This window comes from Flavobacterium sp. Root420, from assembly GCF_001427905.1.
GTDB lineage: Bacteria > Bacteroidota > Bacteroidia > Flavobacteriales > Flavobacteriaceae > Flavobacterium.
The window spans coordinates 642,661-656,829 of sequence record NZ_LMEF01000029.1; the positions used below are offsets into that span (position 1 = coordinate 642,661).

Genomic DNA, 14,169 nt, shown 5'->3' on the forward strand with positions numbered 1-14,169 from the left:
ATATTCTGTTTTGCTCAGATTTGAATTTCTTATTTGTACAAAACATTTTTTCTGTAAAATTTAGTAAACAGGATAGTGCATGACGCTAATTTGGTTAGTATTAGATACTTTTATTAGTGACTAATCTAACCAAAATTGATATGAATACTAAAAAAAGATATTCTTTTAGTTTTATTGCTTTGATAATTTTCTTCTTTATTGGAATCTCAAACTCTTGCATTGCTCAGGAACTAAATATCAAAAATGATGTATTCTGGAATACCAAAGACGGCCTTCCTCTAAATAGTCAGGGTGGTGGAATCTTTAAATTTGCTGATCCTGTAACTGGTGTGCAAAAATATTATTGGTATGGCGTGCAATATGTCGAAGCCAATCGTTATCGGGCCAATCCGGCAATCACACTAACCAGGTCAACTTTTGAAGCGGTGACTTGCTATAGTTCAGTTGATTTGGTGAATTGGACATTTGAAGGCAACGTTTTGACAAAAGAAAAAGCTAATCCGACTGGCAAAAGCTGGGTGGGGCGCTTAGGTGTATGTTATATCAAAGAGCTGAAAAAATATGCCATGTTTGTGCAACATGACAAAGAGGTATTGATTACGCTTTCAGATTCGCCTACAGGGGAATTTGTTTGGGATAGGAAAATAAATATGGAGAAAATGATCGGAACAAGTAATACGGGCGATCAAACCATTTTTACAGATGAAGATACCGGAAAATCGTATTTAGTCTATTCTTACGGAAGTGGCCGTAACAAAATCTATGTTTCTGAAATTGGACTGAAAGACGGGAAAGTAAATCTGCTGGATTGCACAGAAGTTTTTAAAGGAGAAAGTCGTGAAGGAAACTGCATGTTCAAGTATCAAAATAAGTATTATATGTTTGCTTCTAACATTTATGGCTGGGATGCTTCTTTTGCTTATTATTTAGTAGCCGATGATATCAGAGGCCCTTATCTTCCAGCAAATGATATGCTGGTAATGAAAGGTTGTGAAGAAGATTTTGCCCATATTTCGCAAACCGGATTTTTCTTTTCTGTCAAAGGAAGCCAGAAAGAAACAATTGTGTATTGTGGGGACCGCTGGGCAGATTTTGCGGGAAACGGCTTGGGATACAATCAATGGTGTCCGATTTCTTTTGATGGAAAAACACCTTATTTTAATTCTTTAAGTTCATGGGATCTCGATGCTAAAACGGGAAACTGGAAAGTAGCTTCAGAGAATAACTATGTGAAAAATGGCAGTTTCGAAGCGGATCGCAGACATATTCCGAGTCCTGTTAAACCGGTACAAATTCAATTGACAGGCTGGGCTAGCGAAGTTTTGGAAGGAAATAAAATTGGATTGGACAGTATTAATTCACCGGTTTTAAATCATTTTAATACGGAAAGTGAAAGAAAAATTGTCATTGGAGAAAAGAGTTTAAATATTAGCGATAAAGTTAATTTCAAAAGAAAAATTTTTCAGATTATGTCTTCCTCACCCTATGTAAAATTGGAGGATGGTTCCTATATTTTAACAGCAAAAGTTAAAAACAGTAATGGGTTTACGAATTTGGAAATGTATGCTTTAAGCAACGGAAAAACATTTAATTCGACTATTAAAAACGAGAATGCGGATTGGAAAACAATTGTAATTAAAAATATTGCTGTTAAAGGTGGAAAAGTTGAAGTAGGTTTTAAGGCAGATGCAAATGCAAATGCATTTTGTTTAGTTGATGATGTGTCTTTGGTGAAAAATTAGGAATTATAAGTTATGAGTTTAAAATGGAACGTAAAAGTGAAAAGGCAGGCGCTACAAATGATAGCACCTGTGAACCTTGAAACTGATACCTGAAATCTCGAGTTTGGAATTTGGATTTTTTTTATTGGAATTTAAATTTTAGAAATTTGGCTGAATAACTAAATAATTTACATTTGTAGAAATGTAATTCATTATGGCCAAAAAAATTCTAATAGTTGACGATCATTTAGTGGTGCGAAATGGAGTTGCTATGGTTTTAGAGAAACAAATTGAAGATGTAGCGATCTCAAATGCCGAAAATTTCTTTGACGCTATTGCGCTTTTAAAGGAAGACGCTTTTGACCTGATTATTTTGGATATCAATATTCCGGGAGGTAAAAGTACCGAGATGATTACCGATTTGAGAGCCATTCAGCCTTGTGTTAGAATTCTTGTTTTTTCAGCTCATGAAGAAGAGCATTATGCCTTAAAGTATATTACTGCTGGTGCTAATGGATATCTCAATAAGCTTTGCAGTGAAGAGAAAATGATGTTTGCCATTACCTCCATTTTTGAAACTTCGACTTATATTTCTGCTGAACTCGTAAACAAATTAGTAGAAGCAAAGGGACGCAAAAAGGCAATAAATCCGATGGACGTTTTATCTAAAAGAGAACTTCAAATCGCACAATTATTAATAAATGGCAATGGTAATCTTGAAATCTCTAATATGCTGGATATCCACATGTCTACGGTGAGCACTTATAAGGCAAGAGTTTTTGAGAAGCTTAAAATTAATAATTTGGTAGAATTAATCAATCTCTATAAAATTTTTGAGTATTAATTAAATTCCACTATTATTTCGATAGTGGTTCCTTCATCAATAGTACTCTTAATATTGATATTTCCTTTAATAATTAGAAGAAGTTCAATAATCATATGCAGCCCCAAATGATAATTTTTTACGATGGGGTTTTTGTAAAAATCATGATAATAAGCAATCAGTTCTTTACTCATACCTTTTCCATTATCCATAATTGTTAAGGTTAGCATATTATCCTGTGTAAAAGATACTAATTCTATTTTTCCATTTTTTGTATTCTTTATAGCATTATCAAGTAAATTATGAATGATAATAGACAAGGCTTTATTATTTGTTCGAATGAATAGATTTTGATCTGCATTGTTGACGATTATCGTATTTTCTGCGGCAGCAATTTTTCTGAAAATCTGAATTTTTTCTTCAATGAGATCATATAAGGAATAACTTTTATCTTCGAGTTTTTTCCCTTCGCTAAATATCGTTGAATATTTTATAAGGTTTTCAACATACTCATATAATTGATCTGAAGATAATTGTATCGTTTCTATTTGTCGTTTAAGTTTTTCATCCTGATTACTATTTATATTATCAGATAAGTGATTTATAGAGGATGTTAGAAATTTTAATGGACTTTTTATATCATGACTTATACTTTTTACCAAAGTCTCCTGCTGTTTGATCTCTTGTTTAAGATCTTTTTCTGTGGTTTTTAGTTTATTGACAGTTCTTGCCAGCTTTTTGGTTTTTTTTGCAATAATCTCCTGAAGCTCGATATTTTTCAATTCGATATAATACAATCGTACATACCAGATAAAAATTAGAAATAGTAGTACTAATACATAACAAAGAATCTCAAACCAAACGGTTTGATGAAATTTGGCCGGAATTAATATGGTGAATTTTTTATAGGCATACTTTCCATCAAAACCAGATAAGTTTCTTATTGTCAGCGTGTATTCTCCCGGAGGTAATGTAGTAAAAGATATTACATTATCTTCTCTTACTTTTTCCCAACGACTATTGGCTATTTTATCTAATCTCGCTTCAATGTTTATATTTTCCGGATTGCCATAATAGGGGTAAACTATTGAAAAGCTTATTCTTTGAAAATTATCCTTCAGTACAATAGTATCTTTTGGATAAAAAACTTTCTGATCAACAAGCACTTTGTCAATAAAAAGTTCCTGACCGGGAAGCAACGGAGTAATTTTGTAAGGATCAAAAAATACAAAACCATTCATCGAGGGTAAAGCGATTTGTTCATTTTTAAGAAAATTTCCACAAGGCTGGCACCCGCCGTTAAATTCATTGGTTAAAAAACCATCTGTCTTATTGTATTGATGGTAATATATAGATTGTTTTTTATTTTTGCTGTAATCTAATAATGCTTTTCTGGACATCTGAAAGAGACCCTTATTGGTAGGGATCCAGAAAAAACCATTTTTGTCTTCAATTATACAATGAGAGGAGTTAAGATAATTGTGTTGATCTTTAGGGAAAGTATGAAAAACCTTGTCTGAGTACAGGAAAAAACCTTTTTCATAAGTAGTAAGCCATATTTTTTTTCCACTATCAATAAAAACACCCCTAACATGTATTTTTTTGGAGTTTTTTATAAAAAATAACTTCTTTTCCTCTTTTGTATATTTATAAAGACCTATTTCAGTTCCTAAATACAAGGTGTTATTATCATATTGCGCAATATGGTTGATGTTGTCTTCGAATACTGCGACAAGCGACAAAGCCCCTTCTTTAATACTGTATAATTTTGCCTTTTGAGATTCGTCTTTTGCCAGACTGATCCAGATTGTATTGCTTTGATCCTTAAAGATGGCTTTTGTATATTGTTTAAATTTATAGGTATTATATTTTTTATAATTGGCTTTCTTTAAATAACAATAAACATTAAAAGCCCTGCCGATCCATAAATTCTCATCAGTATCTTTTGCAATTGTGATGTGTTCGTTTAAGTAGGTAGATTTAACAAAGGACAGGCTATCGATAACTTTTTTATTAGTAAATATCAGCCCTTCAGCTGTAACAAGGGTATTATCATTGGCAGCTATTGATCCATAATAAATTTCCGCTGATTTGTGGAAATCCTTTTTTACAGTATTGAAATCGGGAAAAGTGATGATGCATAGTCCATTTGTATAACTTCCTAAATATAGTTTTTGGTTTTTGCTGTCATAAAGAAGAGAAACGATATTGCCCCTTTCGAACTCTTTGAAGCTCACAATTGGTATAAAGGATAAGCGATCTGCAGCTGTTGTTAGAAGATAAATATTGTTTTTGGAGTAAATAAATACCTGGCTGGCATTAACATTCCAGTAGAGTTTGTATTTGGTCTCCAGAAACGAAGAGTGAAGCGTTGTCGGGAATTTTCCCTGCTCTGAAAAACAATCGTAGTTACCGTTTTCTTTGAGATAAAATAACGTGTTTTTAATGATAAAAAACTTAAACACACTTTCGCTTTTGTAGTTTATTTTATAAATACGCTGCAGTTTAGCATTACACAATTCTATTTTTTTGGTATCTATAAAAAAAATATTTCCGCTGGAAGTTCTAATATAATAAGGCTCATGCGGGTTTATGGTGTTGTTGGAAGGAAGCCCGTCATGATAGTAAAAACGTTGGCCATTTCTGGTAATATTATAGGCAGGCCCTGCCTTTTTGATAAGCTGTATCTTTCTCTGATTAATAAGAATAAGTTCTTTTTTATCAGTATTATAACAGAACAAACTATCTTTTTGTACGTTGCCTAAAATCTCAGTAAAACGACATTGTTTTAAGTCTGTATTAGAAGAATTAAAAGTAAGGAATGTGTTACCGTCATAACGAACCAGTCCATTTTCGGTTGTCATCCAGATAAAATTGTATTTATCCTGTGCAATTGCTTTTACACTACTTTGGGGTAATTCATTATTGTCTGCCGTATACCATCTTGCTGTATAGTTTTCCTGACAATTTACTTTAATTGAAGTTAGCAATACTACAAGGAAGCAATAACGAAATGATGAAAACAACGTCATTTTTGACATCGGACTGATTTTAGGCACACAAACTTAACAAACATAATTCATAATTTTTGATTTGTAGTTTTAAATCTACAAAGTTGTAGGTTTATTGGTACAAGTTATCGTAATTTCACAATGTTCGATACAGGTATATTTGTTTAAAACGTAGTCTTAAAACTTTTGCATTAAAAAAGAAAGATGAATAAAAATTAGAGATTATGAAAATAGGTATTATAGGAGTCTGTAATATAACTTTAGATTTTGCTGACAGAGCGGCCAAATCAGGACATGAAGTGCTGATTAGTCATAATCGTTGCAACCAAAGTTTGAAGCCTATTATTGAAAGAATGGGAAATAAGGTAAAATTGGTTACCAAAGAGAAAGCAGTAAAAGCCAGTATGATCATATTGTTTATTCCTCGTCAGGACCTTAAAGCTTTTTTTGATGATTTGCCTGATATGTCAGAAAAGATATTACTTCATACAAACAATCCTCTTTTTAGTCTGGATTATCTGGAATCTGCTAAGTATACCAAATCTTCCAGCGAAATTATAGCTTCTCTGTTACCAGCTGCTCATGTGGTTAAAATATTCAATATTTTACAACCGGGAATAATCTTGTCAGGATCTCAAAATCAGACCGGAAATGAAATATTTTATACCGGAACAAATACAAAGGCAAAAAATAAGGTAAAAAGTTTTTTAAAAACTATAAATTTTTCAGGTTGCGATCTTGAAGAGTATCACTTAAGCCGATGCTAAAATTGTAAATAGTACGGTTAAAAAAAATGTACTTCCAGGTTATCCTCTGTAAATATCAGCATGAAAAAAACACATTCAACAAGGAAGTACATAATTTGATTATAATTTTCCGATAATTATATTTTCAAATATAGAAACCTTATAAAACGTAAGTTTATAAAATTAAAATTTGCACTTATATAATTATCACTTTTCCTTCCTTTCAATTCTAATAAATAATGGCTACAAAAGGAATGTAAACTTTTGATTTACCTCATTTTACCCCAAGATATTAAATAGTATTTCCTTATAGCAATAGATTTTATCTATCAAAGTAGATTAATTTAATATGCATCTTTCGTTTAACTCTTTTATATTGTTTGTAAATTAGTCTGATCATAAATTAATTAGACAAATAATAAAAACAAAAAATAAATTGTAATCATGGAAGACCACTCAAATGACATCAGTAAATGCCCTTTTCATAATGGCAGTATGGACAATGTAGCAGCTACAGGCACAAAAAATCGTGACTGGTGGCCCAATCAATTAAAAGTAAATATTCTGCGACAACATTCTCCATTATCAGACCCAATGGGAGGGAATTTTAATTATGCAGAAGCTTTTAAAAGCCTTGATCTTGAAGCTCTAAAAAAAGATTTACATGACCTAATGACTGATTCACAAGAATGGTGGCCGGCAGATTTTGGTCATTATGGAGGTCTTTTCATCCGAATGGCATGGCACAGTGCAGGAACCTATCGTGTAGAGGATGGTCGTGGTGGAGCAGGTGCCGGACAACAGCGTTTTGCCCCTTTAAACAGTTGGCCTGACAATGTAAGTCTTGATAAGGCACGTAGGCTATTATGGCCAATAAAGCAGAAATATGGAAGAAAAATTTCCTGGGCCGATTTGATGATTCTAACAGGAAATATTGCTTTGGAATCGATGGGTTTTAAAACTTTTGGTTTTGCCGGAGGAAGAGCAGATGTTTGGGAACCGGACGAAGCCGTTTACTGGGGATCAGAAACTACATGGTTAGGTGGAGATGAACGTTACAAAGATGGTTCTGAAGGAGTGCCGAAAGAGCATGGAGTTGTATCGTCAGATGATGATGCCAGTGGACATGTACATTCCAGAAATCTGGAGAAACCGCTTGCTGCAGTACAAATGGGACTTATATACGTAAACCCTGAAGGACCAGATGGAAATCCGGACCCTATTTTAGCGGCGAAAGATATTAGAGATACTTTTGGGCGTATGGCAATGAATGACGAAGAAACAGTGGCATTAATTGCTGGTGGACATACCTTTGGAAAAACGCATGGAGCTGCTTCTTCTGATCATGTGGCAGAAGAACCTGAAGCAGCAGATTTAGCATTACAGGGTTTTGGATGGAAAAATAGTTTTGGTTCTGGTAAAGGTGCTGATGCCATTACGAGTGGACTTGAAGTGACCTGGACAACAACACCAACACAATGGAGTAATAACTTTTTCGAAAACTTATTTGGGTTTGAATGGGAATTATCTAAAAGCCCTGCAGGTGCGCACCAATGGGTAGCTAAAAATGCAGAACCTATTATTCCGGACGCATTTGACTCTTCTAAAAAGCATTTGCCAACCATGCTTACTACCGATTTATCACTGCGATTGGATCCTGAGTATGAAAAAATATCAAGACGTTTTCTTGAAAATCCGGATCAGTTTGCAGATGCTTTTGCTCGTGCCTGGTATAAACTGACACATCGTGATATGGGACCAATTTCACGTTATTTAGGACCTGATGTTCCTCAGGAAGAATTATTGTGGCAGGATCCTATTCCGGCATTAAATCATGGATTAATCGATCAGAACGATATAGAACAATTAAAAGTAAAAATTCTTAATTCAGGATTAAGCATTTCTCAATTAGTGGGAACAGCCTGGGCTTCGGCTTCTACTTTTAGAGGATCAGATAAACGTGGAGGTGCCAATGGCGCACGTATCAGACTGGCTCCACAAAAAGACTGGCCTGTAAATAATCCTGCACAACTTAAGGTAGTTATAGATAAACTGGAAAGTATTCAGGAAGACTTTAATGCAGCACAAGGAGACGGAAAAAGAGTTTCATTAGCAGATTTAATTGTTTTGGCTGGTTGTGCAGGAGTTGAAAAAGCAGCTGCAGCTGCCGGAAGTTCAGTTAATGTACCTTTTTACCAAGGACGAATGGATGCAACCGCAGAGCAAACTGATGTGGAGTCTGTTGGATATTTAGAACCAAAAGCAGATGGTTTCCGTAATTACAGAAGAACAAAATCAGCAGTGGCAACTGAAGAATTACTAATTGATAAAGCACATTTATTAACGCTTACAGCACCAGAATTGACAGTGCTTTTAGGAGGATTACGTGTATTGGATATTAATACTGATGGTTCTAAAAACGGAGTATTTACACACCGTCCGGGTCAGCTTACTAATGATTTCTTTGTAAACCTGCTTGACATGAATACACAGTGGCAAGCTGTTTCTAACGATAAGGAGCTTTATGCAGGAAACGATCGTAAAACAGGGCAGCCAAAATGGATAGGAACACGTGCCGATTTGGTTTTTGGATCTAATTCAGAATTAAGAGCTGTTGCAGAAGTGTATGCAAGTAGCGATGCACAGGAAAAATTTGTGAAAGATTTTGTTGCAACATGGAATAAAGTCATGAATCTGGATCGATTTGATCTTGCTTAAGTAAGACAAAATAAATAGCTAAAGGGTGCCGGTAATTCGGCGCCTTTTTTATTGACCCAAATTAAAATACAAAAAGTCGTCGCTGAGACGGCTTTTTGATTTATTATTTTTTCTGTTTTTATTTCTCTGAAGCATTTATTCCTCATCATCATCCGGTTCTGCTTTATTGGCGCTGTATTCGTCTAAAGTTCTTCGGTCCGGATCATTTTTATCACTTAAATCTCTTTCAGCATCTATTGTTCGATTACTTTTTTTTTGAAGATTAATATCATCATTGTCATCTAGGTGATTGTTTGAATTATCATTGTTGTATGGCTCTCTGCTCTGATAGTTATTTTGATACTGATTAATTGCCGGATCTTTGTTTTCCATTGTTTCAGAATTAATAGCTTCATTATCAGATCTGCTGTTTCTGTGGTTTGACGTATTCATAATAATTAATTTAATAGTTAATAATACAAAAGTTAATAATACAAATCTACCAACTAGAAAAAAAAACGAGTTATAGGTTTTTATTCTATAATTATATTATTATCAGATACTTGGTTTTAATGTCTCCAGCTGAACTATTTTCTTTTCATTTTGTTCTCTGGTGTAATCTTCGTCAAAAAATATACTTATGGATATTTTACAATCTTCAAAAGAAATTTTAGAAGATTTTGATTATCCTTTTTTATTTATTTGATATAAATTTATTTCTCTCCAATTAGTATCATTTAAATTGAAAACTATGAAAATACCTAAAGAAATAATTAACGGTTTTTATATCTTTCTGGGAATTGCCATTTTCTTCCTGTTAATGGAAGTTTTAAATCTTTCTCACTTATTTTATCTGCGTGTGCTAAATGTACTTTTCATTTTTTATGGTGTAAACAGGACCTTAAAAATGAATCTTGTAGAAGGCAAAAATACTTTTCTTCCAAATGCAATATCAGCTATGATAACTTCTTTTACCGGGGTTGTACTTAGTATTATTGCATTACTTATTTATAGTTATGCCAGAGGTGGCGATGCATATGTAAAATCACTGTCTGAAGCTTTTATGTTTGGTGGCGATCCTTCAGTACCTACTTATGTACTTTGTCTTCTTTTTGAAGGATCTGCTTCTTGTGTAATTGTCACTTTATTATTAATGCTATTATGGAATAATAAATACAAAGCCGATTAGATTACTGTAAAGAATTAAAAATATAAACCCAAAAACCGCTTATGCGATTAAAGCGGTTTTGAGTTTAAAACTTCCTTTGATGATTTACCGGATCTATTTCTTCACGATCCTGATTTATTTCATCTTGTAAAGAGAGATCGGCATCTTTATAAAGATCACCTGATTGATCTGTTTCTTCTAAATCATCGTCGTCATCAATATCATCATAATCCTCTTCATCGTTACGAGATTCATCGTCAATAGCATCAACATCTTCTTCGTCATTACCATTATTATCAATATCGTTAAATTGTCGATTTAGATTCTGATTTTCATCATCAATTACCCCATCATCTAAGGCAGCATTTCTATCATCGTCTAAATATTCGTCTTGAAAATTCGGTTCATCGCGTCCGAATTTTTCTTTTTCATCTATATTCATAATGGTTAATTTTAGATTTATAATAGTGCTAAAATACAGGTACTCAAAATCAAAATTTTATAAAACACAACGCTGGTAATTACATAATTTACAGGTTTTTAAAAAGCGTTTGTCCATTATTCCAAGGAAGGAAAAGGATACGCAGCCATAATTAAATAAGCAATTATGATGATACTCATTACAAAAATGACAACAGTTAAAAGGGTTAATAGTAAGGTAGAATACAAATATTCACCCTTTTGAAGAAGTTTATGTGTTTGCTTGTATTTCCAATAGGATAATAAAATAGTAAGGGCACCGGTCAAAACTAAAGCAATTCCAAGAAATATGGTAAAACCATTTTTAGGAATATTAGCTTCGTGAAAAAAAGTGGCAGGCAATTGATTGACAAACAATGAAAACTTGACAATTACGAATCCAAATACCATAATTCCGATACCAGTTCGTACCCAGGACAAAAATGTCCTTTCATTTGACATATGTTCATTGATCATTTTTTTATTTTTCTCCATTTTGTTATTGTTAATAATTATCAACTTCTTTTGAGCTATTGCCTTCCACCCAATTCATTGACTCTTTAAAAAGATCTTTTTTTAACCCTTTAAATTCTCCGGGAACCATAACTAAAACCATATTTTGGATTATGGGATGAATAATTTTACCATAATGTTAGTTGTATAAAAGGTTACTATCAAAGTTATAACGACATATTTTATTTTATTTATAGAATTGTATTTCACATTTATACAATATCTATATCAAAAAAACTGAGTTGAAAAGGAGTGTGCTAATTTTATAAAACCCAATTATAATTTTGTAAATAACTGATAGTGTGTGAAGTATATTTTTGACAAGTATAAATTAATTAAAAAAAATATTATGAAAACGACAAGCACTAAAACCGGTACAACTGACACAACAACTAAAAGTGCCAGAACATCGAGATCAAGAGCAAATGGAGCTGTAAAAGCAAAATCGTCAGCCGCAGAAGGACTGAGAGAATTATTTGTAGACTCACTGAAAGACATTTATTGGGCAGAAAAAGCTTTGGTAAAAGCGCTTCCAAAAATGGCTAAAAATGCAACTTCAGAAAATCTCATTGCTACAATTAATGATCATCTCACCGTAACAGAAGAACAGGTAACGAGATTAGAGCAAGTTTTTGAATTGATTGGAGAAAAAGCATCAGCAAAGAAATGCGAAGCAATGGAAGGTCTGATTAAAGAAGGCGTGAGCATTATGGAAGAAACTGAACAAGGGCCAGTTCGTGATGCCGGAATCATTGCTGCCTCACAAAAAATTGAGCATTACGAAATTGCTACTTACGGTACATTGGCCGCTTTTGCTCACACCTTAGGTGAAGATGAAGCGCTGGATCTATTAGAGCAAACTTTAGACGAAGAAAAAGAAGCAGACATACTTTTAACCGAAGTAGCTTATAACAACATTAATTTTGAAGCTTCGGATGAAGAATAAATTCAATAATATAAAAATAAAAAACCTGTAATCTTTCTTTTAGAAAAGGTTACAGGTTTTTATCATTTTAAAATTAGAACCGTTTAATGGAGTTTCACGTTGATAGTGACATTCAAGTATCGATTTCATCTGTTCAGGATGTCATATCCTTTTTCTTTGTTTATATAATAACGTACTATATCTGGATGAATTATATTTATTATACTTCCTTTCTGAGTCCGCTACCCGAAAAACGATGATTACGTTTATTATAAACGAACTTAATATCCATTTTTTTACAGTTGAAGAGAATAAAAAGAGCCCGTAATATTCAATTACAGGCTCTTCTTATTTTAAAATCGTTTAGGTAAATATACCAAGTCCTAAACAGATTCTAAGTACGTTTTGAAATTCATAATATCATCTTTTACCAGTTTTTCAAAATACGGATTAAGCAATTTTGCAGCGCTTTCGCCAGCAACTCCCAGTGGTGCGTGATACGAAATCGTTACAATAATTTCGGTGCTATTTCCACTTGGTCTGAAAACCACTTTTCCGGCATTTTTAATGGAGGAATCCGGAAGTGAATTCCAACTGATTAATCTTTCTTTTTCGTCTTTTATAATTTCAGCTTTCCAGCTTATTTTTCCTAGTCCGGCCGAACCTTTGGCTGTCCATTTTGAGGTTGTATAACTTAATGGTTTTACAGATTCAAGATGGTTCATGAATTTTGGCAGATTTTCGAAATCACGCCAAAAATTATAAACCTCACTTATAGGTTTGTTGATTACACTGCTAACTCTGATATTTACATTTGATGCCTTGTCATTTTTTAAATGATCTACGGCATCATAAACAGGACAATATCCTGAAAGTCCGCGTAAAAGCATGGCACTTCCTGAGCCAATTTGCGCGATACTTTTATCTTCTTTTGATAAACCTTTATATAAAAGATAGCCACCACTGGTAACCATTAAAATTCTTTCCAATGCTGAAACGTTTGTTTTAAGTTTTGAAGTCCCTGAACTAGAAACTTGTTTTGAAGAGGTTGCTGCTGTTTCCATAATTCTATATTTTATTAATATTAAATTTTATTGTGTTAAAAATAAGCGCTTTATGTGTTTTTTGCATTACACTATTAATGTTGATCCTTACAGAATTAACCTTATAATTCAATTCTGCACTATCATTCGTGAGTTGCTTCGTCTGTGTCGTGGCAGAAAAACTTTTTAAACCTTTATCCCGATAGCTATCGGGAACGGCAAAAAAACAGCACAAACACCCACCTGATCCGTAAAATCAGTAGGAAATATTTCCGCAAAATCAGTGAATTATTTAAATAAAAAGTTTGTAAACAAGGAAAGCAACGACTCCAAAAATGATATGTGCAAAAAACAACTGAACATAATAACCTTTAAAATTGATATTAGGTTTTTGAGGTACAATTTTGAACAGTAAAATCCATCCAAAAATTCCTATGACACCACTGGCTGCTCCCAAAACAAAAGCTGCCGGCCATGACATTTCGACTAGATCATACACCCATAAATAATGATAAATTAACACAAAAAGAAGCCCAATTATATAATGTAAAAGCCACGCTAAAAAAGTTTTTATTTGTGGCGATACTTCAATTTTTAGTGAAGAAAGTAGATACGTAAGCAATACAGGCTCTTTGTACAATTCTCTGGCACTTGCTGAGACAACATAACTAAACAAGGTCATTAAAGATGTTGCAGCTATTGTGGTAATTAGTATTTGTGATAGTATATGAAAAGTCATAATTAGAATGTTTTGGTTATTAAAAAAATGTACTCCCAAGTCTCATCGTTTCGAGTAATATTGGTGTCAAAAAATCAGTAAGCATTAACATCAAAAACAATTGAAACCGGGAGTACACTATTTTATTATCGTAAAGTTAATGAGCAAGTAATGCTATTATTCTTCATCATCTTAGAAGTAACTATTTAGCAGGGCTTTTTCTAATGACTGTTCTCTCTGCATCTTTTCCTGATTTCTGATCGGTATTTTTTGAGTTACTGCTCTTTTTATCAGTCTCTTTATTTTGGGTATTAGAATCTGTGGATTTCATATAGTAAGTTTTAA

At 33.2% G+C, this 14,169-nt stretch carries 13 protein-coding genes; 6 read left to right on the plus strand and 7 right to left on the minus strand.

Annotation, left to right across the window (positions count from 1 at the left end; all coding sequences use genetic code 11):
* The first annotated feature begins 140 nt into the window (after window positions 1–140).
* Both ASC72_RS16910 and ASC72_RS16915 read left to right on the plus strand, forming a co-directional pair.
* Window positions 141–1,742 carry a family 43 glycosylhydrolase gene (locus ASC72_RS16910; RefSeq protein ID WP_056193256.1) on the plus strand — a complete coding sequence of 534 codons (1,602 nt, stop codon included), beginning with the start codon at window positions 141–143 and terminating at the stop codon, window positions 1,740–1,742.
* 193 nt (window positions 1,743–1,935) lie between these two features.
* Window positions 1,936–2,565 carry a response regulator transcription factor gene (locus ASC72_RS16915; RefSeq protein ID WP_056193259.1) on the plus strand — a complete coding sequence of 210 codons (630 nt, stop codon included), beginning with the start codon at window positions 1,936–1,938 and terminating at the stop codon, window positions 2,563–2,565.
* Here ASC72_RS16915 and ASC72_RS16920 read toward each other — a convergent pair.
* Window positions 2,562–5,585, minus strand: a complete 3,024-nt coding sequence (locus tag ASC72_RS16920) for a sensor histidine kinase (protein WP_056193262.1) — start codon at window positions 5,583–5,585, stop codon at window positions 2,562–2,564. The genes ASC72_RS16915 and ASC72_RS16920 overlap by 4 nt on opposite strands.
* A gap of 194 nt (window positions 5,586–5,779) precedes the next feature.
* On the opposite strand from ASC72_RS16920, the gene ASC72_RS16925 reads away from it, so the two are divergent.
* On the plus strand, window positions 5,780–6,322 hold the full coding sequence (locus tag ASC72_RS16925; protein ID WP_056193265.1) for an NAD(P)-binding domain-containing protein: 543 nt from the start codon (window positions 5,780–5,782) through the stop codon (window positions 6,320–6,322).
* Window positions 6,323–6,745: 423 nt separating this feature from the next.
* Window positions 6,746–9,019: a catalase/peroxidase HPI gene (gene katG / locus ASC72_RS16930; protein ID WP_056193268.1), complete on the plus strand. Its 2,274-nt coding sequence runs from the start codon at window positions 6,746–6,748 to the stop codon at window positions 9,017–9,019.
* A gap of 135 nt (window positions 9,020–9,154) precedes the next feature.
* Here katG and ASC72_RS16935 read toward each other — a convergent pair whose 3' ends face one another.
* Window positions 9,155–9,451 carry a hypothetical protein gene (locus tag ASC72_RS16935; RefSeq protein ID WP_056193271.1) on the minus strand — a complete coding sequence of 99 codons (297 nt, stop codon included), beginning with the start codon at window positions 9,449–9,451 and terminating at the stop codon, window positions 9,155–9,157.
* A gap of 298 nt (window positions 9,452–9,749) precedes the next feature.
* On the opposite strand from ASC72_RS16935, the gene ASC72_RS16940 reads away from it, so the two are divergent.
* Window positions 9,750–10,187 carry a hypothetical protein gene (locus ASC72_RS16940; RefSeq protein ID WP_056193274.1) on the plus strand — a complete coding sequence of 146 codons (438 nt, stop codon included), beginning with the start codon at window positions 9,750–9,752 and terminating at the stop codon, window positions 10,185–10,187.
* A gap of 64 nt (window positions 10,188–10,251) precedes the next feature.
* Here the strand turns inward: ASC72_RS16940 and ASC72_RS16945 are convergent, their stop codons facing one another.
* A complete protein-coding gene (locus ASC72_RS16945; protein ID WP_056193278.1) occupies window positions 10,252–10,608 on the minus strand; it encodes a hypothetical protein in 357 nt (118 codons plus the stop codon).
* Between the two features lie 116 nt (window positions 10,609–10,724).
* A complete protein-coding gene (locus tag ASC72_RS16950; RefSeq protein WP_056193611.1) occupies window positions 10,725–11,120 on the minus strand; it encodes a YidH family protein in 396 nt (131 codons plus the stop codon).
* A 367-nt stretch (window positions 11,121–11,487) separates the two neighbouring features.
* Between ASC72_RS16950 and ASC72_RS16955 the strand changes: the two genes are divergently transcribed.
* Window positions 11,488–12,084 (plus strand): ferritin-like domain-containing protein, encoded by a 597-nt coding sequence (locus tag ASC72_RS16955; RefSeq protein ID WP_056193614.1) that lies wholly within the window; start codon window positions 11,488–11,490, stop codon window positions 12,082–12,084.
* Window positions 12,085–12,446: 362 nt separating this feature from the next.
* Here ASC72_RS16955 and ASC72_RS16960 read toward each other — a convergent pair whose 3' ends face one another.
* From ASC72_RS16960 to ASC72_RS24715, 3 genes are all read right to left on the minus strand, one after another.
* Window positions 12,447–13,127 carry an SRPBCC family protein gene (locus tag ASC72_RS16960; RefSeq protein ID WP_056193281.1) on the minus strand — a complete coding sequence of 227 codons (681 nt, stop codon included), beginning with the start codon at window positions 13,125–13,127 and terminating at the stop codon, window positions 12,447–12,449.
* A gap of 271 nt (window positions 13,128–13,398) precedes the next feature.
* A complete protein-coding gene (locus ASC72_RS16965) occupies window positions 13,399–13,845 on the minus strand; it encodes a hypothetical protein (RefSeq protein WP_056193285.1) in 447 nt (148 codons plus the stop codon).
* Between the two features lie 181 nt (window positions 13,846–14,026).
* The gene (locus ASC72_RS24715) at window positions 14,027–14,155 is read right to left on the minus strand and encodes a hypothetical protein (RefSeq protein WP_256380486.1); all 129 of its coding nucleotides are present in this window, start codon (window positions 14,153–14,155) and stop codon (window positions 14,027–14,029) included.
* Window positions 14,156–14,169: the final 14 nt, after the last annotated feature.

What these genes read in the sequence shown, in the direction of transcription:
- ASC72_RS16910 (WP_056193256.1), top strand. Translation starts at nt 141, where the DNA reads ATGAATACTAAAAAAAGATATTCTTTTAGTTTTATTGCTTTGATAATT.
- ASC72_RS16915 (WP_056193259.1), top strand. Translation starts at nt 1,936, where the DNA reads ATGGCCAAAAAAATTCTAATAGTTGACGATCATTTAGTGGTGCGAAAT.
- ASC72_RS16920 (WP_056193262.1), bottom strand. Translation starts at nt 5,585, where the DNA reads ATGTCAAAAATGACGTTGTTTTCATCATTTCGTTATTGCTTCCTTGTA.
- ASC72_RS16925 (WP_056193265.1), top strand. Translation starts at nt 5,780, where the DNA reads ATGAAAATAGGTATTATAGGAGTCTGTAATATAACTTTAGATTTTGCT.
- katG (WP_056193268.1), top strand. Translation starts at nt 6,746, where the DNA reads ATGGAAGACCACTCAAATGACATCAGTAAATGCCCTTTTCATAATGGC.
- ASC72_RS16935 (WP_056193271.1), bottom strand. Translation starts at nt 9,451, where the DNA reads ATGAATACGTCAAACCACAGAAACAGCAGATCTGATAATGAAGCTATT.
- ASC72_RS16940 (WP_056193274.1), top strand. Translation starts at nt 9,750, where the DNA reads ATGAAAATACCTAAAGAAATAATTAACGGTTTTTATATCTTTCTGGGA.
- ASC72_RS16945 (WP_056193278.1), bottom strand. Translation starts at nt 10,608, where the DNA reads ATGAATATAGATGAAAAAGAAAAATTCGGACGCGATGAACCGAATTTT.
- ASC72_RS16950 (WP_056193611.1), bottom strand. Translation starts at nt 11,120, where the DNA reads ATGGAGAAAAATAAAAAAATGATCAATGAACATATGTCAAATGAAAGG.
- ASC72_RS16955 (WP_056193614.1), top strand. Translation starts at nt 11,488, where the DNA reads ATGAAAACGACAAGCACTAAAACCGGTACAACTGACACAACAACTAAA.
- ASC72_RS16960 (WP_056193281.1), bottom strand. Translation starts at nt 13,127, where the DNA reads ATGGAAACAGCAGCAACCTCTTCAAAACAAGTTTCTAGTTCAGGGACT.
- ASC72_RS16965 (WP_056193285.1), bottom strand. Translation starts at nt 13,845, where the DNA reads ATGACTTTTCATATACTATCACAAATACTAATTACCACAATAGCTGCA.
- ASC72_RS24715 (WP_256380486.1), bottom strand. Translation starts at nt 14,155, where the DNA reads ATGAAATCCACAGATTCTAATACCCAAAATAAAGAGACTGATAAAAAG.